This is a genomic window from Streptomyces sp. NPDC012935 (genome assembly GCF_042900345.1).
GTDB lineage: Bacteria > Actinomycetota > Actinomycetes > Streptomycetales > Streptomycetaceae > Streptomyces.
In genome coordinates, this window is the sequence record NZ_JBIBBC010000007.1 from 81,172 (window position 1) to 103,593 (window position 22,422).

22 protein-coding genes are annotated in these 22,422 nt (G+C 70.9%); 17 read left to right on the top strand and 5 right to left on the bottom strand.

All coding sequences use genetic code 11. From position 1 onward, the window contains the following. Positions 1-18 precede the first annotated feature (18 nt). Both ACFY5C_RS18840 and ACFY5C_RS18845 read left to right on the top strand, forming a co-directional pair. A complete protein-coding gene (locus ACFY5C_RS18840; protein ID WP_389445563.1) occupies positions 19-291 on the top strand; it encodes a DUF4190 domain-containing protein in 273 nt (90 codons plus the stop codon). A gap of 754 nt (positions 292-1,045) precedes the next feature. Further along, the gene (locus ACFY5C_RS18845) at positions 1,046-2,221 is read left to right on the top strand and encodes a cysteine desulfurase family protein (RefSeq protein ID WP_389445564.1); all 1,176 of its coding nucleotides are present in this window, start codon (positions 1,046-1,048) and stop codon (positions 2,219-2,221) included. A gap of 3 nt (positions 2,222-2,224) precedes the next feature. On the opposite strand, the gene ACFY5C_RS18850 is transcribed toward ACFY5C_RS18845, so the two are convergent. After that, the gene (locus tag ACFY5C_RS18850; RefSeq protein ID WP_389445566.1) at positions 2,225-2,890 is read right to left on the bottom strand and encodes an N-acetylmuramoyl-L-alanine amidase; all 666 of its coding nucleotides are present in this window, start codon (positions 2,888-2,890) and stop codon (positions 2,225-2,227) included. Between the two features lie 60 nt (positions 2,891-2,950). On the opposite strand from ACFY5C_RS18850, the gene mnmA reads away from it, so the two are divergent. Next, positions 2,951-4,081, top strand: coding sequence for a tRNA 2-thiouridine(34) synthase MnmA (gene mnmA, locus ACFY5C_RS18855; protein WP_389445568.1), 1,131 nt, complete (start codon positions 2,951-2,953; stop codon positions 4,079-4,081). Between the two features lie 61 nt (positions 4,082-4,142). Here the strand turns inward: mnmA and ACFY5C_RS18860 are convergent, their stop codons facing one another. Both ACFY5C_RS18860 and ACFY5C_RS18865 read right to left on the bottom strand, forming a co-directional pair. Beyond that, complete coding sequence (locus tag ACFY5C_RS18860) at positions 4,143-4,922, bottom strand: alpha/beta fold hydrolase (protein WP_389445570.1); 780 nt, start codon at positions 4,920-4,922, stop codon at positions 4,143-4,145. A gap of 37 nt (positions 4,923-4,959) precedes the next feature. Next, the gene (locus tag ACFY5C_RS18865) at positions 4,960-5,283 is read right to left on the bottom strand and encodes a DUF427 domain-containing protein (protein WP_389445572.1); all 324 of its coding nucleotides are present in this window, start codon (positions 5,281-5,283) and stop codon (positions 4,960-4,962) included. A 50-nt stretch (positions 5,284-5,333) separates the two neighbouring features. Here ACFY5C_RS18865 and ACFY5C_RS18870 point away from each other — a divergent pair, with 50 nt between their 5' ends. The 5 genes from ACFY5C_RS18870 (at position 5,334) to ACFY5C_RS18890 (ending at position 12,511) form a co-directional block, all read left to right on the top strand. After that, the gene (locus tag ACFY5C_RS18870) at positions 5,334-5,873 is read left to right on the top strand and encodes a TIGR00730 family Rossman fold protein (RefSeq protein ID WP_328879048.1); all 540 of its coding nucleotides are present in this window, start codon (positions 5,334-5,336) and stop codon (positions 5,871-5,873) included. A gap of 27 nt (positions 5,874-5,900) precedes the next feature. After that, positions 5,901-6,590: an SDR family oxidoreductase gene (locus tag ACFY5C_RS18875; RefSeq protein ID WP_389445574.1), complete on the top strand. Its 690-nt coding sequence runs from the start codon at positions 5,901-5,903 to the stop codon at positions 6,588-6,590. 195 nt (positions 6,591-6,785) lie between these two features. Then, complete coding sequence (locus ACFY5C_RS18880) at positions 6,786-7,796, top strand: methionine synthase (protein WP_389445576.1); 1,011 nt, start codon at positions 6,786-6,788, stop codon at positions 7,794-7,796. A gap of 15 nt (positions 7,797-7,811) precedes the next feature. Beyond that, a complete protein-coding gene (ligA, locus tag ACFY5C_RS18885) occupies positions 7,812-10,004 on the top strand; it encodes an NAD-dependent DNA ligase LigA (protein WP_389445578.1) in 2,193 nt (730 codons plus the stop codon). A 272-nt stretch (positions 10,005-10,276) separates the two neighbouring features. Beyond that, on the top strand, positions 10,277-12,511 hold the full coding sequence (locus ACFY5C_RS18890) for a putative bifunctional diguanylate cyclase/phosphodiesterase (protein ID WP_389445579.1): 2,235 nt from the start codon (positions 10,277-10,279) through the stop codon (positions 12,509-12,511). 197 nt (positions 12,512-12,708) lie between these two features. On the opposite strand, the gene ACFY5C_RS18895 is transcribed toward ACFY5C_RS18890, so the two are convergent. Next, positions 12,709-13,296, bottom strand: a complete 588-nt coding sequence (locus ACFY5C_RS18895; protein ID WP_389445580.1) for a TetR/AcrR family transcriptional regulator — start codon at positions 13,294-13,296, stop codon at positions 12,709-12,711. Between the two features lie 87 nt (positions 13,297-13,383). Between ACFY5C_RS18895 and ACFY5C_RS18900 the strand changes: the two genes are divergently transcribed. The 6 genes from ACFY5C_RS18900 (at position 13,384) to gatB (ending at position 17,945) form a co-directional block, all read left to right on the top strand. After that, on the top strand, positions 13,384-13,755 hold the full coding sequence (locus ACFY5C_RS18900) for a DUF4267 domain-containing protein (RefSeq protein WP_389445581.1): 372 nt from the start codon (positions 13,384-13,386) through the stop codon (positions 13,753-13,755). A gap of 40 nt (positions 13,756-13,795) precedes the next feature. Then, positions 13,796-14,290, top strand: coding sequence for a cupin domain-containing protein (locus ACFY5C_RS18905; RefSeq protein WP_389445583.1), 495 nt, complete (start codon positions 13,796-13,798; stop codon positions 14,288-14,290). 93 nt (positions 14,291-14,383) lie between these two features. Then, positions 14,384-14,680 carry an Asp-tRNA(Asn)/Glu-tRNA(Gln) amidotransferase subunit GatC gene (gene gatC / locus ACFY5C_RS18910; protein ID WP_007384860.1) on the top strand — a complete coding sequence of 99 codons (297 nt, stop codon included), beginning with the start codon at positions 14,384-14,386 and terminating at the stop codon, positions 14,678-14,680. A 5-nt stretch (positions 14,681-14,685) separates the two neighbouring features. After that, positions 14,686-16,179: an Asp-tRNA(Asn)/Glu-tRNA(Gln) amidotransferase subunit GatA gene (gene gatA / locus ACFY5C_RS18915; RefSeq protein ID WP_389445585.1), complete on the top strand. Its 1,494-nt coding sequence runs from the start codon at positions 14,686-14,688 to the stop codon at positions 16,177-16,179. After that, positions 16,176-16,415: a hypothetical protein gene (locus tag ACFY5C_RS18920; protein ID WP_328423132.1), complete on the top strand. Its 240-nt coding sequence runs from the start codon at positions 16,176-16,178 to the stop codon at positions 16,413-16,415. The genes gatA and ACFY5C_RS18920 overlap by 4 nt, the downstream gene beginning before the upstream one ends. 15 nt (positions 16,416-16,430) lie before the next feature. Continuing rightward, entirely contained in the window at positions 16,431-17,945 is a 1,515-nt protein-coding gene (gatB, locus tag ACFY5C_RS18925; RefSeq protein WP_389445587.1) for an Asp-tRNA(Asn)/Glu-tRNA(Gln) amidotransferase subunit GatB, read from the top strand. A 57-nt stretch (positions 17,946-18,002) separates the two neighbouring features. Here the strand turns inward: gatB and ACFY5C_RS18930 are convergent, their stop codons facing one another. Beyond that, the gene (locus tag ACFY5C_RS18930) at positions 18,003-18,809 is read right to left on the bottom strand and encodes an SAM-dependent methyltransferase (RefSeq protein WP_389445589.1); all 807 of its coding nucleotides are present in this window, start codon (positions 18,807-18,809) and stop codon (positions 18,003-18,005) included. A 187-nt stretch (positions 18,810-18,996) separates the two neighbouring features. On the opposite strand from ACFY5C_RS18930, the gene ACFY5C_RS18935 reads away from it, so the two are divergent. The 3 genes from ACFY5C_RS18935 to ACFY5C_RS18945 all read left to right on the top strand — a co-directional run bounded on the left by ACFY5C_RS18935 (position 18,997) and on the right by ACFY5C_RS18945 (position 22,398). After that, positions 18,997-19,404, top strand: coding sequence for a hypothetical protein (locus ACFY5C_RS18935; protein ID WP_389445590.1), 408 nt, complete (start codon positions 18,997-18,999; stop codon positions 19,402-19,404). Between the two features lie 212 nt (positions 19,405-19,616). Next, the gene (locus ACFY5C_RS18940) at positions 19,617-21,845 is read left to right on the top strand and encodes an MMPL family transporter (RefSeq protein WP_389445592.1); all 2,229 of its coding nucleotides are present in this window, start codon (positions 19,617-19,619) and stop codon (positions 21,843-21,845) included. Further along, on the top strand, positions 21,823-22,398 hold the full coding sequence (locus tag ACFY5C_RS18945) for a GNAT family N-acetyltransferase (protein WP_389445593.1): 576 nt from the start codon (positions 21,823-21,825) through the stop codon (positions 22,396-22,398). Before ACFY5C_RS18940 ends, ACFY5C_RS18945 begins: the two co-directional genes overlap by 23 nt. The last annotated feature ends 24 nt before the right edge of the window (positions 22,399-22,422 follow it).

The following is a 22,422-nucleotide window of genomic DNA, read 5'->3' on the forward strand; positions in this document are numbered from 1 at the left end:
CTCGGGAGCTGACACCCCATGCACCTCACCGCACCGGCCACCACGCGCCCCGGCACCCGCACCCGCGACGCCGACGGCATGGCCGTGGCGTCCTTCATCCTCGGCCTTCTCGGCCTCCTCGTCTTCAACCTCTTCCTCGGCCCGACCGCCATCGTCCTGGCCGCAGTGTCCCTGTGGCGAGGCACCAAGCGCAGGGGCCGCGCCTACCTGGGCATGGGCCTCGGCGTCGCCGACCTGCTCGTCCTGCTGGCCTTCGTGCAGGCGGACAGCACGCTGTCCTGGAGCTTCTAGAAGTTCCGGAAGGCCGGCCCCCGGCCTCCGGCGCCGACGGCAACCCGGCCTCCGGCCCCGACGGCCCCCGGCACGCGACGAACCGCAGCCGCGGACGGACCGCCGGGCGCCGCATGCAGGCCGCCGGGGCCGGGGCCGCCGCCGTCCGCAGCCAAGCTGCCGGGACTGCGGAGTGTTCTGCGCGCTGGCTGCCGCCTGCCCTCGGTTGACCGCTGCGCATCGTCGGTCGACCGGCAGGCTCCGAGCGCTGACTGCCGGCCCTCTGCTGCCGCCTGCCGCCCGCGGTCCGCTGGCCAAGCTGCTGGGATTGCAGAGTGTTCTGCGCGCCGCCTGCCGTCCGCCGACCGCCGTCCGTCGTCCGCTGGCAAGCTGCTGGGACTGCGGGAGTGGTTCGCGTGCCGCCTGCCGCCTGCCGCCTGCCGCCTGCCGTCGGCCTGTCGCCAAGGCCGCCGCCTGCCCTCCATCGTCGGCCCGCCGTCGCTGGGTGACTGCCGCGCGCCGTCGGTCGATCGCGGAGTGGGCGCCGCCGGAGCCGCGGGAGTGGCCGCCCCAACCGTCAACGCCCGCGGGCAGTCGTTCCGCAGGGCGGAAAGGGTGGGCGTGTGCTGCAGCGGCGGGGGGGGGGGGGGGGCACCGCCGAAGTCGACTGCAACGCGGGCAAGGCACGACAACGCGGACAAGGCACGATCCAGCCACACTCCGCGCCAACCTGGGCACGAGGCCGCCCGGCAGCGCCCGTAGAATCGGGCTCACCATGGCTTACCTCGACCACGCCGCGACGACCCCCATGCTCCCGGAGGCGGCAGAGGCGCTGACCGCCCACCTGAGCGTCACCGGCAACGCCTCCTCCCTCCACGCATCCGGCCGCCGCGCGAGGCGAACCGTCGAGGAGGCCCGCGAAACCCTCGCGGAAGCGCTCGGCGCCCGCCCCAGCGAGGTCGTCCTCACCGCCGGCGGCACCGAGGCCGACAACCTCGCGGTCAAGGGCCTTTACTGGTCCCGCCGCGACGCCGACCCGGCCGGCGCCCGCACCCGCATCCTGGCCAGCCCCGTCGAACACCACGCCGTCCTGGACGCCGTCCACTGGCTCGGCGAGCACGAGGGCGCCACGATCGAGTACCTCCCGGTCGACTCTCACGGACGTGTCCACCCCGACGCCCTGCGCGAGGCCATCACCCGCGACCCCCACGACGTCGCCCTGGCCACCGTGATGTGGGCCAACAACGAGATCGGCACCGTCATGCCGATCCGTGAACTGGCCGACGTGGCAAGGGAGTTCGACATCCCTCTGCACGCCGACGCCGTCCAGGCCTTCGGTCAGGTCCCCGTCGACTTCGCCGCCTCCGGGCTCGCCGCGATGACGGTCTCCGGCCACAAGATCGGCGGCCCGTACGGCATCGGAGCCCTGATCCTCGGCCGTGATCAGACCCCCGTCCCCGTCCTGCACGGCGGCGGCCAGGAACGCCACGTCCGCTCCGGAACCCTCGACGTCCCCGCCATCGCTTCCTTCGCGGTCGCCGGCCGCCTCGCCGCCGAGCAGCGCGAGTGGTTCGACCGGGAGATCGGTGCCCTGCGCGACGCCCTGGTCGAGGCGGTCCGTACGGCCGTCCCGGACGCGATCCTCGGCGGCGACCCGGCACCCGGCGGCCGCCTCCCGGCCAACGCGCATTTCACCTTCCCGGGCTGTGAGGGCGACTCCCTGCTCCTGCTGCTCGACGCCCAGGGCATCGAGTGCTCCACCGGCTCCGCCTGCACCGCGGGCGTCGCCCAGCCCAGCCACGTCCTCCTGGCCACCGGCACCGACCCCGAGCTGGCCCGCGGCACCCTCCGCTTCTCCCTCGGCCACACCTCCACGGAGGCCGACGTCGAGGCGGTCGCCAAGGCGATCGGCCCGGCGGTGGAGCGGGCACGGGCGGCGGGCCTCACATAGGTGCTATGCGGGCGCCGTACGCGCCGCCCGCACAAGCTTCATGTACCGCTCCCAGTCCCAGTGCTCCCCGGGATCCGTGTGATCGGTCCCCGGCACCTCCACGTGACCGATGATGTGCTCCCGGTCGACCGGGATGTCATAGCGCGCGCATATCCGGGCCGTCAGCCGCGCCGAGGCCTCGTACATCTCGTCCGTGAGGTCCTGGGGCCGCTCCACGAAGCCCTCGTGCTCGATGCCGACACTGCGCTCGTTGTAGTCCCGGTTGCCCGCGTGGTACGCCACGTCCAGCTCTCGGATCATCTGCGTGACGTGGCCGTCCTTGCGGACGATGTAGTGCGCGGCCGCACCGTGTTCCGGGTCCTGGAACACCTTCACCGCGCTGTCGAAGCTGCCCTGGGTGACATGGATGATCACCATGTCTATGCCGTAGTCGTCGGGTCGGTCCGCCCGCCGCCAGTTCGCGTCGGACGCCGCCACCCAGCGCGCCCCGGTGTAGTCGACCTCGCCCTCCTTGCGCGGCTTCTCCACGCCCGGCACCCGCCACCACAGCCGCGCGAGCTCGTCGCGGGCCAGCACGGCCGTCCCCGCCGCCGCCACTGCCCCACCGATCAGCAACGCGCGACGGCCGACCTTCTGGTCGCCGTCCTTCGGAGCCTTCCGCTGTCCCATGTGATCGTCAACGGATACTCGCGGGTCCTGGTTCCCGCGCCCCCGTACCCTGGAAGGGTTATGACTGACACCGCGCAGCCCTCCCGCCCCCTCCGTGTCCTCGCCGCCATGTCCGGCGGGGTCGACTCCGCCGTCGCCGCCGCCCGCGCGGCCGAGGCGGGCCACGACGTGACCGGCGTCCACCTCGCGCTCTCCGCGAACCCCCAATCCTTCCGCACGGGCGCGCGGGGCTGTTGCACCATCGAGGACTCCCGCGACGCCCGCCGCGCCGCCGACGTCATCGGCATCCCGTTCTATGTGTGGGACCTCGCCGACCGCTTCCGCGAGGACGTGGTCGAGGACTTCGTCGCCGAGTACGAGGCCGGCCGCACCCCGAACCCGTGCCTGCGCTGCAACGAGAAGATCAAGTTCGCGGCCCTGCTGGACAAGGCCCTGGCCCTCGGCTTCGACGCGGTCTGCACCGGCCATTACGCGACGGTCGTCCTGAACGAGGACGGCACCCGCGAGCTGCACCGTGCCTCCGACATGGCCAAGGACCAGTCGTACGTCCTCGGCGTCCTGGACGAGCAGCAGCTCGCGCACGCGATGTTCCCGCTCGGCGACACCCTGACGACGAAGGACGAGATCCGCGCGGAGGCCGAGCGCCGCGGCCTGGCGGTGGCGAAGAAGCCCGACTCGCACGACATCTGCTTCATCGCCGACGGCGACACCCAGGGCTTCCTCGCGAACCGCCTCGGCAAGGCGCAGGGCGACATCGTCGACGAGTCGGGTGCGAAGCTCGGCACCCACGAGGGCGCGTACGGCTTCACCATCGGCCAGCGCAAGGGCCTGCGCATCGGCACCCCGGCACCCGACGGCAAGCCGCGCTACGTCCTCGACATCTCGCCGGTCAACAACACGGTGACGGTCGGCCCGGCGGACTCCCTCGACGTCAGCGCCCTGACCGCCATCAAGCCCCGCTGGTGCGGCACCGCCCCGTCCGGCCCCGGCACGTACACCGCACAGCTGCGCGCCCACGGCGGCGAGACCGAGGTGACCGCCGAACTGGTCGACGGCACCCTGGAGGTCACCTTCACGGACCCGGTCCGCGGAGTGGCCCCCGGCCAGGCGATCGTCCTGTACGACGGCACGCGCGTGGTGGGCTCGGCGACGATCGCGTCGACGGTGCGGGCGACGACCGCGGCCGTCTGAGGCGAGGCGGCTGGGCAGGGCCGAACTCCAGGCACCCGCGTGTGCCCCACTCCCGTCCCGGTCACTCCCCGAAGAACTCCGCCAGCACCGGCCCGAGAACGTCCGGCTCCACCATGTGGGTCTGCCCCTCCAGGCTCCGGTACGTCCCCTCGGGCACGGTCTGAGCGACCGCCCGCGTCGCCTCTCGCATCCACCCGGGGCTCAGGCTGCCCGCGACGGCCAGCACCGGCACCCCGATCGAGGCCAGCCGGTCGCGGGGCAGCAGACCGTCCCCCATCACGGCGTTGTCGTACGCCAGGCTCGGCGCGATGGTCTCCAGGCCGGGCCACATGGGGGACTGGCGGGCGCCCTGGATCATCTGCTCGGCCATGCCCGTGAGCCGCAGGAAGAGCTCGACGGCGTCCCCTCGCCGGCCTTCCGCCAGCGCCTCGGTCAGCCGCTCGGTGTACTCCGCGCGCTCCTTCGCGCCGCCCTCGTAGACGGCGAACGGCACCTCGTACACGGCGACCTGACGCACCGGCAGCCCGCTCGCCGCCGCCTCGAGCGCCAGGGCGCCGCCCGACGAGACGCCGTAAAGCGCCGCCTCGCCACCCACCGCCTCGATCAGCGCGGCAAGATCCTCGACCTCGCGCTCCACCGCGTACGGCTCGGTGTCACCGCTCTCGCCGCGCCCCCGACGGTCGTACGAGACGACCATGAAGCGATCCGCGAGAGGCGCGGCCAGCGGCGCGACCGTGGCCCCGGTGGACATCGCCCCGCTGACCAGGATCACCGCCGGTCCCTGCCCGCTGCTCTGGTACGCGATGGAGGTGCCGTCGTGCGAAATGGTGTTCTTGTCCATGCCTGTGGAGATTGCCGTATGGGACGGCCCTAATCGTCTACGACACCTCGACTTCGTAGAAGCACAGGTGGTCCTTGATCTCGGCCACGTCCGGCTTCGGGTCCGGGTAGGCCCAGACGAGGTCCGCCGCGTCGGGCAGCGACCAGTAGGAGGCCGTTCCCTTGAACGGGCAGTAGGAGTGCGTCTCCGAGGGCGTCAGCAGGTCCAGGCGTACGTCCTCCGGAGGGATGTAGTAGCGCACGGGACATCCCGTCTCCCGCAGGAGGAGCGGGCGGTCGGATTCAGCCAGGATCTGGTCGCCGCGGACGACCCGCACGCGTCGCGTGCCCTGCTCGATCGTGATCGTGTGTCCTTGAGTCATATCGGAAAAGCGCTCGCGGGCCCCCGGTTCTTCCCGCGTACGGTGGCTGCATGCGTATCTGTGTCTTCCTCTCCGCCGCCGACCTCGACGACCGTTACACGCGACCCGCGCGCGAGTTCGCGAAGCTGCTGGGCAAGGGCGGGCACACGCTCGTGTGGGGCGGCTCCGACGTCGGGCTGATGAAGGTGGTCGCCGACGGGGTGCAGGAGGCGGGCGGCCGGCTGGTCGGGGTCTCGGTGCAGTTCCTGGCCTCCAAGGTCCGCCCGGGTGTCGACGAGATGGTGATCGCGAAGGACCTGGCCGAGCGCAAGAAGCTGCTGCTGGAGAAGGCCGACGCCGTGGTGATCATGGTCGGCGGCACCGGGACCCTCGACGAGGCGACGGAGATCCTGGAGCTGAAGAAGCACGGCCACACGGACAAGCCGGTCGTCCTGCTCAACACCGCGGGCTTCTACGACGGCCTGAAGGAACAGTTCCGCCGCATGGACGACGAGGGCTTCCTGCCCCGTCCCCTGACCGACCTGGTGTTCTTCGCGGAGGAGCCGGTGGGGGCGCTGGCGTACCTGGAGGAGAGCCAGGGAGTGGAGTGACCGGGCACTGATGCGAGCATGGCGGGCATGGCTACACATGTGATCACCGGAGCGGGCTCCGGAATCGGCGCGGCCGTCGCCCGCCGCCTGCACGCGCGCGGGGACGATCTCGTCCTCCACGCGCGCGACGCGGGCCGCGCGAAGGAGCTCGCGGCGGAGTTCCCCGGCGCGAAGACACTGGTCGGCGACCTGGCGGACCCGGACAAGCTGTCCTGGGCCTTCTCCCACCAGACGCTTCCGGGCCGGGTGGACTCCCTGCTCCACATCGCCGGGGTCGTGGACCTCGGACCGGTGGGCGACCTGACCCCGAAGTCCTGGCGCCACCAGCTGAACGTCAACCTGATCTCCCCGGCGGAACTGACCCGCCACTTCCTTCCCCCACTCCGCACCGCCCGCGGTCACGTGATCTTCGTGAACTCCGGCGCGGGTCTGCGCGCGAGCGCCGAGTGGTCCGCGTACGCCGCGTCCAAGCACGGCCTGAAGGCCCTGGCCGACTCCCTGCGCAACGAGGAGCACGACAACGGCGTCCGGGTCACGTCCGTCTACCCCGGCCGCACCGCCAGCCCGATGCAGGCGAAGGTCCACCAGCAGGAGGGCAAGGAGTACGACGAGTCGCAGTGGATCGACCCCGAGTCGGTCGCCACGACGATCCTGATGGCCCTGGACCTCCCGCGGGACGCGGAGGTCAACGACCTGACGGTGCGGCCGGGAAACTGACGGCACGGCCCGGGCGCCGGTCCTGGCAGTTCAGCCCGGCCGGCAGTTCAGCCCGTCCGGCGTTTGAGGACGAGGCCCGCAGGGCCGAAGCGGGGGTCTGGGGGCGAGAACCCCCAGACACGGCCTCACCACGCCTGCCTACCGCGGCTGCCCACCGCGAAGGGCCACCCCGGAGGGGTTACGTAGGCTTCGGGGGTGAGCAACAACACCACCCAGGCCGGCTTCGGCGGAGCCACCGGCATCGGCTCCATGCCCGGCGGCGACGCCCGTGAGGCCGCCAAGACCATCACCGGGTCCTTCGAGGACTTCCCGTTTCTCGCCGAGCTGCCCGCCCGCGGCCCCGGCGCGGACATGATCGGGCGGACGGCGGGGATGCTCGTCGAGCTGTACGCGCGCGTGGAGCCCAGCGGATGGCGGATCGGGGACCGGCCGGGGCGGGACACCAGACGGGCGAGGTCGTGGCTGGGGGAGGACCTCGATGCGCTGGAGGAGTTCACCCAGGGATACGAGGGGTTGCTGAAGGTCCAGGCCGTCGGGCCCTGGACGCTGGCCGCGGCCCTGGAGCTGAGGAACGGCGAGGTCGCTCTCTCCGACGCCGGCGCCTGCCGTGACCTCGCCGCCTCGCTCGCCGAGGGGCTGCGGCAGCACCTGGAGGAGGTACGGCGCCGCGTACCCGGCGCCCGGCTCGTCCTCCAGCTCGACGAGCCCTCCCTCGCCGCCGTACTGCGGGGGCAGGTGAGGTCCGCCAGCGGCTACCGGACCCACCGTGCCGTGGACCGGCAGATCGTCGAGGCCACCCTCCGCGACGTCTTCGGGGTTCACGGCGACGGGGCCGTCGTGGTCCACTCATGCGCACCGGACGTCCCGTTCGCCCTGCTGCGCCGGGCGGGCGCGGCGGCGGTCTCCTTCGACTTCTCGCTCCTCACCGAACGTGACGACGATGCGATCGGCGAGGCGGTGGAAGGCGGCACCCGGCTCTTCGCAGGTGTCGTCCCCGGCACGGACGGCCCATTGTCAGACCCTGCCGGTAGCGTCATGGGTGTCAGGACGCTGTGGCGCAGGCTGGGGCTGTCACCGGGGCTTCTCGCGGAGGCGGTCACCCTCACGCCGTCGTGCGGACTCGCGGGGGCCTCCCCGGAGTACGCGCGCAAGGCACTCGCCCACTGCGCCCGGGCGGCGAGATCCCTCGCGGACAACCCAGAGTAACGGGAGGACCATACGGTGGCCGGCGACAAGCAAGCGGAGACGACGGTGCCCGCACAGGCACGGGAGAAGCACGCGAAGCTCGCTGAGCAGATCGAGGAGCACCGCTTCCGGTACTACGTGAAGGACGCTCCGGTCATCAGCGACGCGGAGTTCGACGAGCTCCTGCGCTCGCTCGAAGCGCTGGAGGACGAGTATCCGGAGCTGCGCACACCGGACTCGCCGACCCAGAAGGTCGCCGTCGAGTACGAGACGGACCTCGCCGAGGTGGAGCACCGCGAGCGCATGCTCTCCCTGGACAACGTCTTCGACGACGCGGGCCTCGCGGCCTGGGCGGAGCGAGTGGCCCGGGACGTAGGCGGCCCCGACTACCACCTGTTGTGCGAGCTCAAGGTCGACGGCCTCGCGGTGAACCTGACGTACGAGGACGGCCGGCTCACCCGGGCCGCCACCCGTGGTACCGGACGGATCGGCGAGGACATCACGCCCAATGTGATGACGATCGCGGAGATCCCGCATCGGCTGACGGGCGATCGTGTGCCGCGGCTCGTCGAGATCCGCGGCGAGGTCTACTTCCCGATGGAGGCCTTCGCGGACCTCAACGCCCGGCGTGTGAAGGCCGGGGAGAAGCCGTACGCCAACCCGCGCAACTCGGCCTCCGGGTCGCTGCGGCAGAAGGACCCGAAGGTCACGGCGACGCTTCCGCTGCACATGGTGGTCCACGGCATCGGCGCCCTGGAGGGGTACGAGGGCATGACCCGCCTCTCCGAGGCCTATGACCTGCTCAAGAGCTGGGGCCTGCCCACCTCCACGCACGCCCGGGTGGTCGACGGCCTCGACGGCGTCCGGGAGTTCATCGCGTACTACGGCGAGAACCGCCACTCCGTGGAGCACGAGATCGACGGCGTCGTCGTCAAGCTCGACGAGATCCCGCTCCAGGGTCGCCTCGGTTCGACCTCGCGCGCGCCGCGCTGGGCGATCGCGTACAAGTACGCGCCGGAGGAGGTCAACACCAAGCTCATCAACATCCGTGTGGGCGTGGGCCGTACGGGCCGGGTCACGCCGTACGCCCAGGTCGAACCGGTCACGGTTGCGGGCTCGGAGGTGGAGTTCGCCACCTTGCACAACCAGGACGTCGTCAAGGCGAAGGGCGTCCTCATCGGTGACACGGTGGTGCTGCGCAAGGCCGGTGACGTGATCCCGGAGATTCTCGGGCCCGTGGCGGACCTGCGGGACGGCAGCGAGCGCGAGTTCGTCATGCCGTCCGAGTGCCCGGAGTGCGGTACGGCGCTCAGGCCGATGAAGGAGGGCGACGTCGACCTGCGCTGCCCGAACGCCCGCAGCTGTCCGGCCCAGTTGCGTGAGCGCCTGTTCTATCTCGCGGGCCGCAAGGCACTGGACATCGAGCACTTCGGCTATGTCGCCGCCGCCGCGCTCACCAAGCCGCTGGAGCCGTCCGACCCGCCGCTGCTGGACGAGGGCGACCTGTTCGACCTGACCGTCGAGCAGCTGCTGCCCATCAAGGCGTACGTCCTCGACCAGGACAGTGGTCTGCCCAAGCGCGACCCGAAGACCGGCGAGGAGAAGATCGTCACGATCTTCGCCAACCAGCAGGGCGAGCCCAAGAAGAACGCGGTCGCGATGCTGGAGAACATCGCCGCTGCGAAGGCGCGCCCGCTCGCCCGCATCCTCACCGGCCTGTCGATCCGTCACGTCGGCCCGGTCGCCGCCGAGGCGCTGGCCCGCGAGTTCCGCTCCATCGAACGTATCGAGCAGGCCGGCGAGGAGGAGTTGGCGAACACCGACGGCGTCGGCCCGATCATCGCCGCCTCGCTGAAGGAGTGGTTCGCCGAGGAGTGGCACCAGGAGATCCTGCGCAAGTGGAAGGCGGCCGGTGTCCGCACGGAGGAGGAGGGCTCCGGGGAGGACGAGGGACCGCGTCCGCTGCAAGGGCTTACCGTCGTCGTCACCGGCACTCTGGAGCACTTCACACGCGATGGCGCCAAGGAGGCGCTGCAAACTCGCGGAGCGAAGGTGACCGGTTCCGTTTCGAAGAAGACATCTTTTGTTGTCGTAGGTGACAACCCCGGGTCCAAGTACGACAAGGCAATGCAGGTCAAGGTGCCAGTTCTGAACGAGGACGGCTTCAACGTCCTCCTGGAACAGGGGCCCGACGCAGCGGCCGAAGTTGCGCTCCCCGCAGAGGAGTAGCGGTTGAAGGCCCCCCGATCGGCGCATACCAGATGCATACGGGTGGCTGGGGCGCATTCGGGCAACCGTCGACGACCGCTGCCCGTGGAAGCCTTCTGCGGCCTACTGTTGAGGTGTGCGCCTGCCGTGCCCAGCTGCGGTCGGGGCATCCCCTTGGCTCTGCAGAGTCCTGAAGGGCGAGGGGAAGGGTTTTCCAACGCGGTGCCGTTGAAGGTTGTTGTCGGGCATCGGGCCGCGTGGCGTGGGCACCGCCGGCTGTGAGAGGGACGGGAATGGAACCGACCGAGAGCGCCGCCCCCGACTCACGGCTGCGCCGGATGGCCGGCGCGTGGCGGGGGTGGGCGGCACGGACCGCGGAGCGTTCGCGGGCGGAAAGAGGCGCGGGGAGCGCCGCCGGGCGAACGGTCATGGCGGAGGGGCGTACCGCCGTGTCATTCGGCGCCGAGCGCGCCGACGGGCTGCCCGGCTCCGATCACGAACGGCACCTGTCCTGGCCCGCGCTGCCCGCGGCGGTCGTCGCGGCGGCCGGGTTCGTTCTCGGCGCCGGGTTCTACCGGGCGTTCTCCGGCGACCACGCCCTCTTCCCGTCCGGCACCGTCGGCTGGTCCCTGGCCGTGCTGACCGGCATCATCGTCGGCCACCTGGTCGCCCTCGGCCGCGCCCGCTGGTGGGGCGGTACCGGATCCGGCGCCGCCCTCACCCTCGCCGTGCTGATGCTGTACGGCTGGGTGCCCGCCGGCATGGTCAGCCTCACCGTCGTCGTCCTGGTGGGCATCGCCCGGCGGGGGCGTTGGCTGCAGGGCGTGCTGCACGGCGCGGTGGACATCCTCGGCATCGCCGCCGGAGCCCTCGTGCTCGCCGCCTTCGGCCGGGTGCCGACCGTCGAGAACCCCTGGAACCCCGACACCTGGACGCTCTACACCGCCCCTGGCGTGGTGCTCGTCGCCGCTGCCTATCTTGCGGTCACCCGTGTCCTGCTCTGGTACTTGCACGCGCCGCGCGGCGGCCTGCCCACCGTCGCCCGCACCGCCCTGGTCAGACAGGGACTGGTCGCGGTCGCGCTGCTCGGCATCGCCCCGCTGGTGTGCGTGGTCGCCACCGCCAAGCCCCTGCTGCTGCCGCTGTTCTCCATCCCCCTCGTCGCCCTCGACTCCACCCTGTGGATCGCCCGGGCCCGGGCCGAGGAGCAACTGCGCGACCCGTTGACCGGGCTGCCCAACCGGCAGTGGCTGCTGGAGCGCATCTGGACCGCGCTCGACGACGCCGAACGCATCGGCGCCCGGTCCGCCCTCATGCTGATCGACCTCGACCGTTTCCGATCGGTCAATGACACGCTCGGTCATCTCGCCGGTGACCGGCTGCTGTTGCAGATAGCCGACCGGCTGCGGCTCGCCCTGCCGCGCGGAGCGGAGGCCGCCCGGCTCGGCGGTGACGAGTTCGCCGTCTTACTGCCGGTCGCCGACTCCACGACGTCCGCGACCCGGATGGCCCGCAGCCTCGTCGCCGCCCTCAGCTCCCCGCTCGACCTCGACGGCCTCACCCTGGTCCTGGAGGCCAGCGCCGGTGTCGCGGTCTTCCCCGACCACGCGCTCGACGCCGAGGGGCTGCTGCGGCGCGCGGACGTGGCGATGTACCAGGCGAAGCGGGACCGTACGGGCGTGGAGGTCTACGAGTCGAAGCGGGACTCCAACACCCCGGACCGGCTGGGCCTGTTGGGAGATCTGCGCCGGGCGCTCGACGCGCACGAGGTCGAGCTGCACTATCAGCCGAAGGTCCGCTTCGACGGACAGGTCGCCGGCCTGGAGGCCCTGGTCCGCTGGGTGCATCCGGAGCGCGGGAAGGTGCCGCCGGACGAGTTCATAGCGATCGCCGAGTCGTCCGGGCTGATGCCCCATCTGACGGAGTACGTGCTGGAGACGGCGCTCGGCCAGGTCGCGCAGTGGCGGGCCCAGGGCCTGTTCGTGCCGGTCGCGGTCAATGTCTCCCCGCGTGACGTCCACACCCCCGGATTCGCCGGCTCGGTCGCCGCGCGGCTCGCCCGGCACGGTGTCCCGGCGGGAGCGCTCCAACTGGAGATAACGGAACACGTTCTGCTGGAGGACCCGCAGCGGGCCGCGGACACGCTCGCCGCGCTGACCGGGCACGGCGTGAAGATGTCCCTCGACGACTTCGGCACCGGGTACTCCTCCCTCGTGCACCTCAGACGGCTGCCCGTGAGCGAACTGAAGATCGACCGCTCGTTCGTGGCCCGGCTCGCGGTGGACACCGAGGACGCGGAGATCGTGCGCTGCACCGTGGACCTCGCCCACTCGCTCGGCCTGCTCGTGGTCGCCGAGGGCGTCGAGGACGACGAGACCTGGGAACGCCTGCGGGACCTGGGCTGCGACGCCGTACAGGGATGGCTGGTCGCTGCGGCGATGCCGCCCGAGGAGACCACGGCATGGCTGCTGGCGCGGGGATCGCGCGGGTGGCAGCGGCCGCGCGCGGCGCTGCCGGCCGCCGAGTAGGTCTCCTGTGAGTGCCGCGAGGGGTGGTGCGGCGGCTGCGGCACCGTCGTGGCCGGTCGCGCCCAGGCGGCGGTAGCCGCAAATGGACACAGCCCCGCGCCCACAGGGCGCTGTCCGGCCGCAGGCTGCCACCGAAAATGGACACAGCCCCGCGCCCCTCAGGGCGTTGTCCAGCCGCAAGCTGCCACCGAACCGGTTCAGCGACTCGCGCCTGCCGTGAAGTGTCCGATCAGCAGCGCCAACCTCTGCTCATGATCCCTCTCCGGTAGCCGCCCGCTGCGCATCAGGGTCACCAGACCGTGCAGCCCCGCCCAGTACGTCTCCGTCAACACCCCCAGGTCCTCGCCCGGCCCGGCGATCGGCTCCACCGCCGCCGCGATCTCCCCGAAGGCCCGTTTGAGTGGCTCCGGCGCCTCGTCAGTGGCGAACGGCAGATCCACCCGGTGCGTGAACATCGCGTCGTAGAGCGCCGGCCGGCGACGTGCGAACGCCGTGTACGTCTCGCCCACCGCCGCCAGCGCCGCGCGCCTGCCCTGCGCCGCCGTACGGGCCGCATGCAGCTCGTCGGCCAGGTCCGCGCAGCCCTGCACCGCGACCGCGGCCATGATCGCGTCCTTGCCCTTGAAGTGGCTGTAGAGGACCGGCTGGCTGTACTCGATCTCCGCCGCCAGCCGACGGGTCGTCACCGCGTCCCAGCCCTCCGCCTCGGCGAGTTCCCGCGCGGCCGTGACGATCAACCGCTCGCGTTCCGCTCGTTCGCGCTCCCGGCGCGTCTGGATCGACATGCCAGAAATACTAGCAGCGCTAGCACATCTGTCGATGCTCTGCTAGCTTCGCTCCTGTCCCTAGCAGTGCTAGCGAGGAGTGAAGACATGACCGTGACCGCCTACACCCTGGCCGTCGTGCTCAACCTGTTCTGCGTGTTCCTCGGGTACCGGTTCCTGTTCCAGCCCGCCTCCGCCGCCACCGGTTACGGCGTCCCCGCCCGGCCGGACGGCGACGCCGGCGCCTACCTCTCGATCAAGGGCCTGAGGGACGGCACCTTCGGCCTGCTGGGCCTGGCGCTGCTGTTCTTCGTGGGCAGCCGCGCCGAGGCCTGGTTCATGCTCGCCGTGGCGATCGTGCCGCTCTGCGACACACTGATAGTGCTGCGGCACGGCGGAACGAAGGCCGTCGCCTTCGGGATCCACTTCGCCACGGCGGTCGTCGTCCTGATCACCGCCGCCCTGCTCTTCCTCGTCTGACCTCGTCCGAGTACGTCAAGACCGGCCCCGGGGGTTCGGCATGTCACTGTTCATCCCGAAGTTCGACGAGTCCGTGATCGTCCGCGAGGCCGAGGCCGAGGTCGTCGGCCGCGCGCCCACCACCATGCGGCTGCTGGCCGACAGCAGCCGGACGGGCGGTGCGTTGTCCACCCAGCGCGTCACGCTCCAGGGCGGCGCCGACGGCGCCAAACCGCACTGGCACGACAACTCCGCCGAGATGTTCTTCCTGCTCGCAGGCGCCGCCGAGATCCTCTCCGGTGACGACGTCGTCACCGCCGGCCCCGGCGACCTCGTCGTCGTACCGCCCGGCAAGCCGCACGCCTTCGCCGCCGTGCCGGGCGCCGATGCCGACCTCCTGATCGTCATCACGCCCGGTGTCGAGCGCTTCGAGTACTTCCGCCACCTCCAGCGCGTCGCCCTCGGCGAGGCCACCCCGGAGAGCCTGCTGGAGGTGCAGGAGCTGTACGACAACCACTTCCTCAGGAGCGAGGTCTGGGAGGGGCGCCGTCGCTGACGGACGAGGCCCTGGGAAACCGTTTCACGGGCACAGGTCCCCGCCCCATAGGATTGGGCCAAACCACACACACTCACCCCAGAGGATCGCTGCATGCCTGGCATCACGCGCGAGGAGGTCGCCCACCTCGCCCGGCTGGCGCGTCTGGAGCTGAAGCCCGAAGAGCTCGAGCACTTCGCGGGACAGCTGGACGACATCATCGGCGCGGTCGCCCGCGTCAGTGAGGTCGCCGACCAAGACGTACCGCCGACCTCGCACCCGCTCCCGCTGACGAACGTCATGCGGGCGGACGAGGTCCGTCCGTCGCTCACCCCCGAGCAGGCGCTCTCCGGCGCCCCGGCCCAGGAGCAGCAGCGTTTCAAGGTGCCGCAGATCCTGGGGGAGGACTAATCGCCATGACGGACATCATCAAGCTCACGGCCGCCGAGACCGCCGCGAAGATCGCCTCCGGCGAGCTCACCGCGGTCGAGGTCACCGAGGCCCACCTGGCCCGCATCGAGGCCGTCGACGAGAAGGTGCACGCCTTCCTGCACGTCGACCGCGAGGGTGCCCTCGCACAGGCCCGTGCCGTCGACGACAAGCGGGCCAAGGGCGAGAAGCTCGGCCCGCTGGCCGGCGTCCCGCTCGCGCTGAAGGACATCTTCACCACCGAGGGCATTCCGACGACCGTCGGTTCGAAGATCCTCGAGGGCTGGATCCCGCCGTACGACGCGACGCTCACCAAGCGGCTCAAGGCCGCCGACGTCGTCATCCTCGGCAAGACCAACATGGACGAGTTCGCCATGGGGTCCTCCACCGAGAACAGCGCCTACGGCCCGACCGGCAACCCCTGGGACCTCACCAAGATCCCCGGCGGCTCCGGTGGCGGCTCCTCCGCCGCGCTGGCCGCGCACATGGCCCCCCTCGCCATCGGCACCGACACCGGCGGCTCCATCCGCCAGCCGGCCTCCGTCACCGGCACGGTCGGCGTGAAGCCGACGTACGGCGCGGTGTCCCGCTACGGCATGGTCGCCTTCTCCAGCTCCCTCGACCAGGGCGGTCCCTGCGCCCGTACGGTCCTGGACGCGGCCCTGCTCCACGAGGTCATCGCCGGGCACGACCCGATGGACTCCACCTCGATCGACGCGCCGGTCCCGCCGGTCGTCGAGGCCGCCCGCAACGGCAGTGTCGAGGGCATGCGCGTCGGCGTCGTCAAGCAGTTCCGCGGCGAGGGCTACCAGGCCGGCGTCATCCAGCGCTTCGACGAGTCCGTCGCGCTGCTCAAGGAGCTGGGCGCGCAGATCGTCGAGCTGGACTGCCCGTCCTTCGACCTGGCGCTCTCGGCGTACTACCTGATCGCGCCCTCCGAGTGCTCCTCCAACCTCGCCCGCTTCGACGGCCTGCGCTACGGCCTGCGAACCGGCGACGACGGTACGAACTCCGCCGAGGCGGTCACGTCGATCACCCGCGAGGCGGGCTTCGGCCCCGAGGTCAAGCGCCGCATCATGCTCGGCACCTACGCCCTGTCGAGCGGGTACTACGACGCGTACTACGGCAGCGCCCAGAAGGTCCGCACGCTCATCACCCGCGACTTCGAGAAGGCCTTCGAGCAGGTCGACGTGATCGTCTCCCCGACGACGCCGACCACCGCCTTCGCGATCGGCGAGCGTGCCGACGACCCGATGGCGATGTACCTCGCGGACCTGTGCACCATCCCGACCAACCTGGCGGGCAACGCGGCCATGTCGCTGCCCTGCGGTCTGGCTCCGGAGGACAACCTCCCGGTCGGCCTGCAGATCATCGCTCCGGCGATGAAGGACGACCGCCTCTACAAGGTCGGCGCTGCTGTCGAGGCCGCCTTCGTGGAAAGGTGGGGGCACCCGCTGATCGAGGAGGCTCCGTCGCTGTGAGTGCACTGACCAAGGCCAAGGGCTTCAAGAAGTCCAAGTCCGGTACGTACCTGTCCATGGCCGCCACCGCGTTCGGCGCGTTCGGCGTCGCAAAGCGGCTCAAGACGGCCCGCGCCGAGAAGGACACTCTGGTCCTGATCGACGCCACCGTGTCCGCCGCCGCCATCGTCACCGGCCTCGCCATCCTCTACCGCGAGCTGAAGCGGCTGGGCGACGACGACGTCCTGCTGGGCTGAGAGGGAAGTTTCACCGTGACCACCACGACCGACCTGGTGTCGTACGAGGACGCGCTGGCGTCGTACGACCCCGTCATGGGCCTCGAGGTCCATGTCGAACTCGGCACCAAGACCAAGATGTTCTGCGGTTGTTCGACCGAACTCGGTCAGGACGCCAACACGCAGACCTGTCCCACCTGCCTCGGCATGCCCGGCGCGCTCCCGGTCGTCAACGCGATCGGCGTGGAGTCGGCGATCAAGATCGGTCTCGCGCTGAACTGCGAGATCGCCGAGTGGTGCCGCTTCGCCCGGAAGAACTACTTCTATCCGGACATGCCGAAGAACTTCCAGACCTCCCAGTACGACGAGCCGATCGCCTTCAACGGCTATCTCGACGTGCAGCTGGAGGACGGCGAGACCTTCCGTGTGGACATCGAGCGCGCCCACATGGAGGAGGACACCGGCAAGTCGACGCACGTCGGCGGTGCCACGGGCCGTATCCACGGCGCCTCGCACTCGCTGCTCGACTACAACCGCGCGGGCATTCCGCTCATCGAGATCGTCACCAAGCCGATCGAGGGCGCGGGGGAGCGTGCTCCCGAGGTAGCCAAGGCGTACGTCCGTGAGCTGCGCGAGCTCATCAAGGCGCTCGGCGTCTCCGAGGCCCGCATGGAGATGGGCCAGATGCGCTGCGACGTGAACCTCTCGCTGCGCCCGAACGGCACCGAAAAGTTCGGCACGCGGTCCGAGACGAAGAATGTCAACTCGCTGCGGTCCGTGGAGCGCGCGGCCCGCTACGAGATCCAGCGGCACGCCGCCGTGCTCAGCGGTGGCGGGACGATCATCCAGGAGACGCGGCACTTCCACGAGGACACCGGGTCGACGACCTCGGGCCGCGTGAAGGAAGAGGCCGAGGACTACCGGTACTTCCCCGAGCCGGACCTGGTTCCGGTGGCCCCCTCGCGCGAGTGGGTCGAGGAGATCCGGGCGGGTCTCCCGGAGCTGCCGCTGGTCCGCCGTACCCGGCTCCTCGCGGAGTGGGGCATCTCGGCGGTCGAGATGCAGGCGATCCTCAACGCCGGTGCGCTGGACCTGATCGTCGCGACGATCGACTCCGGTGCCGACGCAGCCTCCGCCCGCAAGTGGTGGATGGGTGAACTCGCCCGCAGCGCCAACGAGTCGGGCAAGTCGCTCGACGAGCTGGCCATCACGCCGGCGCAGGTGGCCCGCGTCACCGAGCTGGTCTCGAAGGGCGACCTGAACGACAAGCTGGCCCGCCAGGTCATCGAGGGCGTTCTCGCGGGCGAGGGCACCCCGGACGAGGTCGTCGACAAGCGCGGTCTGAAGGTCGTCTCGGACGAGGGCGCGCTCACCACGGCCGTCGAGGAGGCCATCGCCGGCAACCCGGCCATCGCGGACAAGATCCGCGGCGGCAAGGTGGCCGCGGCCGGCGCCCTGGTCGGCGCGGTCATGAAGGCCACCCGTGGCCAGGCCGACGCGGCGCGCGTGAAGGAGCTGATCCTTCAGCAGCTGGGCGTCAGCGAGGGCTGAGCCGAAGCGCGTACGGCCCCGGAGGCAAGTCCTCCGGGGCCGTTGCCGTGCTCGGCGCTACGGCTTACGGCGTCCTGCGAGCCGTACGAAGCCCAGCGCGCGGCCCTCGTCATGGCGCAGCATCTCGCCGACCTGGCGTGCCATCGTGCGATGCCACTCCTCCGGGCTCTCCTCGGCGATCACCTCGCACCACAGCAGCCAGTCCCGCCAGCCGTCGTCCAGCCAGTCGGCGGCCTCGACCTCGACGGCGCCGCTGCGGGTCCACTGGCGTCGCCACCAGTCGGCGGAGTGGAAGCACCAGTAGTCCGGCTCCCACCACCGTTCGAGATGCTCCGGCGGTTCGAGGCCGGTCGGCTCCTCCCGCAGCGCGGGCACGACGACGCCGATCCGCCCGCCGGGCCGGAGCAGCCGCGTCAGGGTGGGCAGATAGAGGTCGTCGGTGCCGAAGTACTGGTACGCGTCGACGCTCACGATCGCGTCGAAGCTGCCCTCGGCGAACGGCAGGTCGTGTGCCTCGGCGTGCACGGGCAGCACGCGGTCGGCGAAACCGGCCTCGGCGATGCGCCCCGCGTTGTCGTCGGGCTTGATCCACAGGTCGGCAGCGGTGACCTGGGCGTCGTACTCCCGGGCCAGGAAGACGGAGGTCATCGCCCGTCCGCAGCCCAGGTCGAGGACACGCGCGCCGGGGCGCAGGGCGTCAAGGCCGAGGGCAGGGGCGAGCCACTCCAGCAGCCAGAGCGCGTTCGGGCCCATCTGGTTCTCCACGACCCAGCGAGGGTCGTAGCTGTTGCTGCGCGGATAGCGCGGGTGGGTCAGCCGCTTGGTGAGGTCCTCATTCGAGGTCCTCGGGGTGATGTCCGGCATCGGTGAACGGGCTCCTTGAGTCCGGGAAGGCGGAAGGGGATACGGAGGAGCTCGCCCGGACGCTCAAACAATGCACCTGCTCAGGTCGGCGGCGGTGTGCCGCGGCATGGCTGACCTCCGGAAACTAGCAGCCGCCCGGACGGCCCGGCATCCGGTTTCCCAGCGCGACCCGCTACGCTCGCCCGCCATGAGTGGACGCGGTGATTCCGAGATATCCGAGACGGGGGAGGACCGGACCGAGACGCCCGAGGACCTGGACGACGGTAGGGACTTGGCGGACGTCGAAGACCTGGCGGACGTCGAAGACCTGGCGGACGTCGAAGACCTGGCGGACCCCGAGGATCCGGCGCAGGTGGCGCGGCGGGCCCGCTGGACGGCGGCCGTGACCGGGGCGCTCCTCGCCCTCGCCGGACTGGCCGCCTCGATGCTCCGCGCCACCGGTTCCGCACCGCCCCTCGTCCCGGCCGCCTACGCCTTCGGCGCCGCCCTCTGCGCGCTCGCCGCGTTCCTCGGCTCGCGGGGTCGCACCCGGCGGGCGCTGTGGCTGCTCGTCACCGGGGTGATGGTGATGGCGCTGGGGGATCAGTTCGACTGACGCGAAAGGTGCCACTCATCAGCGACAGAGTGGCTGTTACTGTCCTGTGATCTGCCTCCCACTCGTGTGAATAAGCGCACGAACGCGGCAAACGATCATTTTCGCCTGCGAGAGTTTGCTTCACATCGCTCACGCGTTCTTTGCGGGCTGTTCACTTCATATGAACGACTGTTCCCGGTCAAAGATCCATAAATAGTCCAGGGAGCACGTTCGTGGCAGCCCTCGCACGCTGGTGTGTCCAGCGCCGCCTCGTCGCCGTACTGCTCTGGCTGCTTGCCTTCGGCGGGATGAGTGCGGCCGCCGCCGTGACAGGCTCCGCCTACTCGAACGACTACCAGGTCCCCGGCACCGAATCGGGCCGCGCCACCCAGCTGCTGGAAGACGGCTTCCCCGGCCTCGGCGGCGACAGCGGCACCGTCGTCTGGCACACCAACTCCGGCACCGTGCGCGCCACCGACGTCGAGCAGACCATGACGCGCACCCTCGACGAGATCGCGGAACTGCCCGGAGTCGCGGCCGTGAGCAGCCCGTACGACAAGCAGGGCGCCGCGCAGATCAGCGAGAACGGGCACACGGCGTACGCCACCGTCACCTTCGAAGCCGGAGCCGAGAGCCTCGACGAGGGGGACGCACAGGCCGTCGTGAGCGCGGCCAAGGACGCCGAGACCGACGGGCTCCAAGTAGAGCTGGGCGGCAGCGCCGTCGGGCTCACCGAGTCGCCCGGCGGGCACATCGCCGAGATCGTCGGGGTGGCCGTGGCGGCCGTCGTGCTCTTCCTCGCCTTCGGGTCGCTCGCCGCCTCGCTGCTGCCCATCGCCACCGCGCTGGTGAGCGTCGGCACCGCGTACGCCGGGATCGCGCTCCTCGGGCATGCCATGACCGTCGCCGACTTCGCGCCCATGCTCGGCATGCTGATCGGGCTCGGCGTCGGCATCGACTACGCGCTGTTCATCGTCACCCGGCACCGGCGCGGGCTGAAACGCGGGCTGCCCGTCGCCGAGTCGATCACGAACGCCGTCGCGACCACCGGGCGGGCCGTCGTGTTCGCGGGTGCCACGGTGTGCATCGCCCTGCTCGGCATGCTGATCCTGCAGCTGAGCTTCCTCAACGGCGTCGCGATAGCCGCCTCGCTCACCGTGGTCCTGACGGTCGCCGCGTCCGTGACCCTGCTGCCCGCCCTGCTGTCCTTCATCGGCATGCGCGCCCTGAGCCGTCGCGAGCGGCGCCGGCTGGCTGAGCACGGACCCCAGCCCGAGCTGCCGACCGGATTCGCAGCCCGCTGGTCGGCCTTCGTGGAGCGCCACCCCAAGGCGCTCGGCGCGATCGCCCTGACCGTGATCACGGTCCTCGCACTGCCCACCGCCGGCCTGCGCCTGGGCACCTCCGACCAGGGCAACAACCCTCAGTCCGCCACCACCCGCCAGGCCTACGACCTCCTCGCCGCCGGCTTCGGCCCCGGCGTGAACGGCCCGCTCACCCTCGTCACCCAGGTCGACGGCGGCGACGACAAGCTCGCCCTCGACAACCTCGACACCACCCTGCGCACCACCGAGGGCGTCGCGGCGGTGACCCCGGTGACGTACAACAGCGGCGGAAACACCGCCTACCTCACCGTCGTACCGGAGTCATCACCACAGTCGCGGCAGACCAGCGACCTCGTCGACCGGCTGCGCTCCGAGGTCCTGCCGCGCGCCGAGACCGGCACCTCGCTCGATGTGCACGTCGGCGGCATGACGGCCGGCTACGACGACTTCGCCGACGTGATCGTCGGCAAGCTGCCGCTGTTCGTCGGCGTCGTCATCGGCCTGGGCTGCCTGCTGCTCCTGCTCGCCTTCCGGTCGGTCGGCATCCCGCTGAAGGCCGCCGCGATGAACGTCGCCGCGGTCGCCGCCGCCTTCGGTGTCGTCGTCGCGATCTTCCAGTGGGGCTGGGGGAGCGAGCTGCTGGGGCTGGGCCGCGCCGGGCCGATCGAACCCTTCCTCCCCGTGATCATGGTGTCCGTCCTGTTCGGTCTCTCCATGGACTACCAGGTCTTCCTGGTCAGCCGGATGTACGAGGAGTGGCTGGAGACCGGTGACAACCGGCGGGCCGTGCGGATCGGCCTCGCCGAGACCGGCCGGGTGATCAACTCAGCCGCGGTCATCATGATCTCGGTCTTCCTCGCCTTCGTCCTCAGCGGCGACCGCGTGATCGCCATGTTCGGCATCGCCCTCGCCGCCGCCGTCGCCCTGGACGCCTTCGTCCTGCGCACCCTCCTCGTCCCTGCCCTGATGCACATGCTCGGCGGCGCCAACTGGTGGCTGCCCCGCTGGCTCGACAAGCGCCTGCCCCGCATCAGCATCGAGCCGCCCGAGTCCCGCGCCGCCCATGAGAGGCTCACCGATGTCGTGGCGGAACTGGAGAAGGAGCAGCGGGGCGATGTACGCGATATCGCTGGGTGACGACGGAGCCGAGTTGCGGCCACTGGAGCCGTGGCACGCGGAGGAGCTCCTCGCCCATCTGGATCGGGGGCGGGAGTTCATCAACCAGTTCGTTCCCTTCGGGTCGAAGGCCACGGACGTGGACTCCGCACGCGAGGTACTGCAGCGGTACGCCGACATGCGCGCCGCCGACACCGGGTCCCTGCACGGCATCTGGCTGGAGGGCAAGCTGGTCGGCGGGGTGCTCTTCCCCAATTTCGACGCCGACAGCGCCAACTGCGAGGTCGGCTGCTGGCTGGAGCCCGCCGGCACCGGGCGGGGGCTCGTGACGCGCGCGATGCGCGTACTCATCGACTTCGCCGTCGAGCAGCGCGGCATGTACCGCGTCGAGTGGATCGCCTCCGCCGGGAACACGCCCAGCCTGAACGTGGCGCGCCGCCTCGGCATGACCCGCGAGGGCGTACGCAGGGAGAGCTACCCCTATCGTGGGGTGCGGCACGACGTCGAGGTGTGGTCGATCCTGGCCCCCGAGTGGCGTGAGGCACGCACGCGTGCCGTCCACACTGATCAGTAAGAGGCCTCAACGATCATTAAGAGA

Bases quoted from the DNA above. Each gene is read 5' to 3' on its own strand.
- ACFY5C_RS18840 (WP_389445563.1), top strand. From the start codon at position 19: ATGCACCTCACCGCACCGGCCACCACGCGCCCCGGCACCCGCACCCGC.
- ACFY5C_RS18845 (WP_389445564.1), top strand. From the start codon at position 1,046: ATGGCTTACCTCGACCACGCCGCGACGACCCCCATGCTCCCGGAGGCG.
- ACFY5C_RS18850 (WP_389445566.1), bottom strand. From the start codon at position 2,890: ATGGGACAGCGGAAGGCTCCGAAGGACGGCGACCAGAAGGTCGGCCGT.
- mnmA (WP_389445568.1), top strand. From the start codon at position 2,951: ATGACTGACACCGCGCAGCCCTCCCGCCCCCTCCGTGTCCTCGCCGCC.
- ACFY5C_RS18860 (WP_389445570.1), bottom strand. From the start codon at position 4,922: ATGGACAAGAACACCATTTCGCACGACGGCACCTCCATCGCGTACCAG.
- ACFY5C_RS18865 (WP_389445572.1), bottom strand. From the start codon at position 5,283: ATGACTCAAGGACACACGATCACGATCGAGCAGGGCACGCGACGCGTG.
- ACFY5C_RS18870 (WP_328879048.1), top strand. From the start codon at position 5,334: ATGCGTATCTGTGTCTTCCTCTCCGCCGCCGACCTCGACGACCGTTAC.
- ACFY5C_RS18875 (WP_389445574.1), top strand. From the start codon at position 5,901: ATGGCTACACATGTGATCACCGGAGCGGGCTCCGGAATCGGCGCGGCC.
- ACFY5C_RS18890 (WP_389445579.1), top strand. From the start codon at position 10,277: ATGGAACCGACCGAGAGCGCCGCCCCCGACTCACGGCTGCGCCGGATG.
- ACFY5C_RS18895 (WP_389445580.1), bottom strand. From the start codon at position 13,296: ATGTCGATCCAGACGCGCCGGGAGCGCGAACGAGCGGAACGCGAGCGG.
- ACFY5C_RS18900 (WP_389445581.1), top strand. From the start codon at position 13,384: ATGACCGTGACCGCCTACACCCTGGCCGTCGTGCTCAACCTGTTCTGC.
- ACFY5C_RS18905 (WP_389445583.1), top strand. From the start codon at position 13,796: ATGTCACTGTTCATCCCGAAGTTCGACGAGTCCGTGATCGTCCGCGAG.
- gatC (WP_007384860.1), top strand. From the start codon at position 14,384: ATGCCTGGCATCACGCGCGAGGAGGTCGCCCACCTCGCCCGGCTGGCG.
- gatA (WP_389445585.1), top strand. From the start codon at position 14,686: ATGACGGACATCATCAAGCTCACGGCCGCCGAGACCGCCGCGAAGATC.
- ACFY5C_RS18930 (WP_389445589.1), bottom strand. From the start codon at position 18,809: ATGCCGGACATCACCCCGAGGACCTCGAATGAGGACCTCACCAAGCGG.
- ACFY5C_RS18935 (WP_389445590.1), top strand. From the start codon at position 18,997: ATGAGTGGACGCGGTGATTCCGAGATATCCGAGACGGGGGAGGACCGG.
- ACFY5C_RS18945 (WP_389445593.1), top strand. From the start codon at position 21,823: ATGTACGCGATATCGCTGGGTGACGACGGAGCCGAGTTGCGGCCACTG.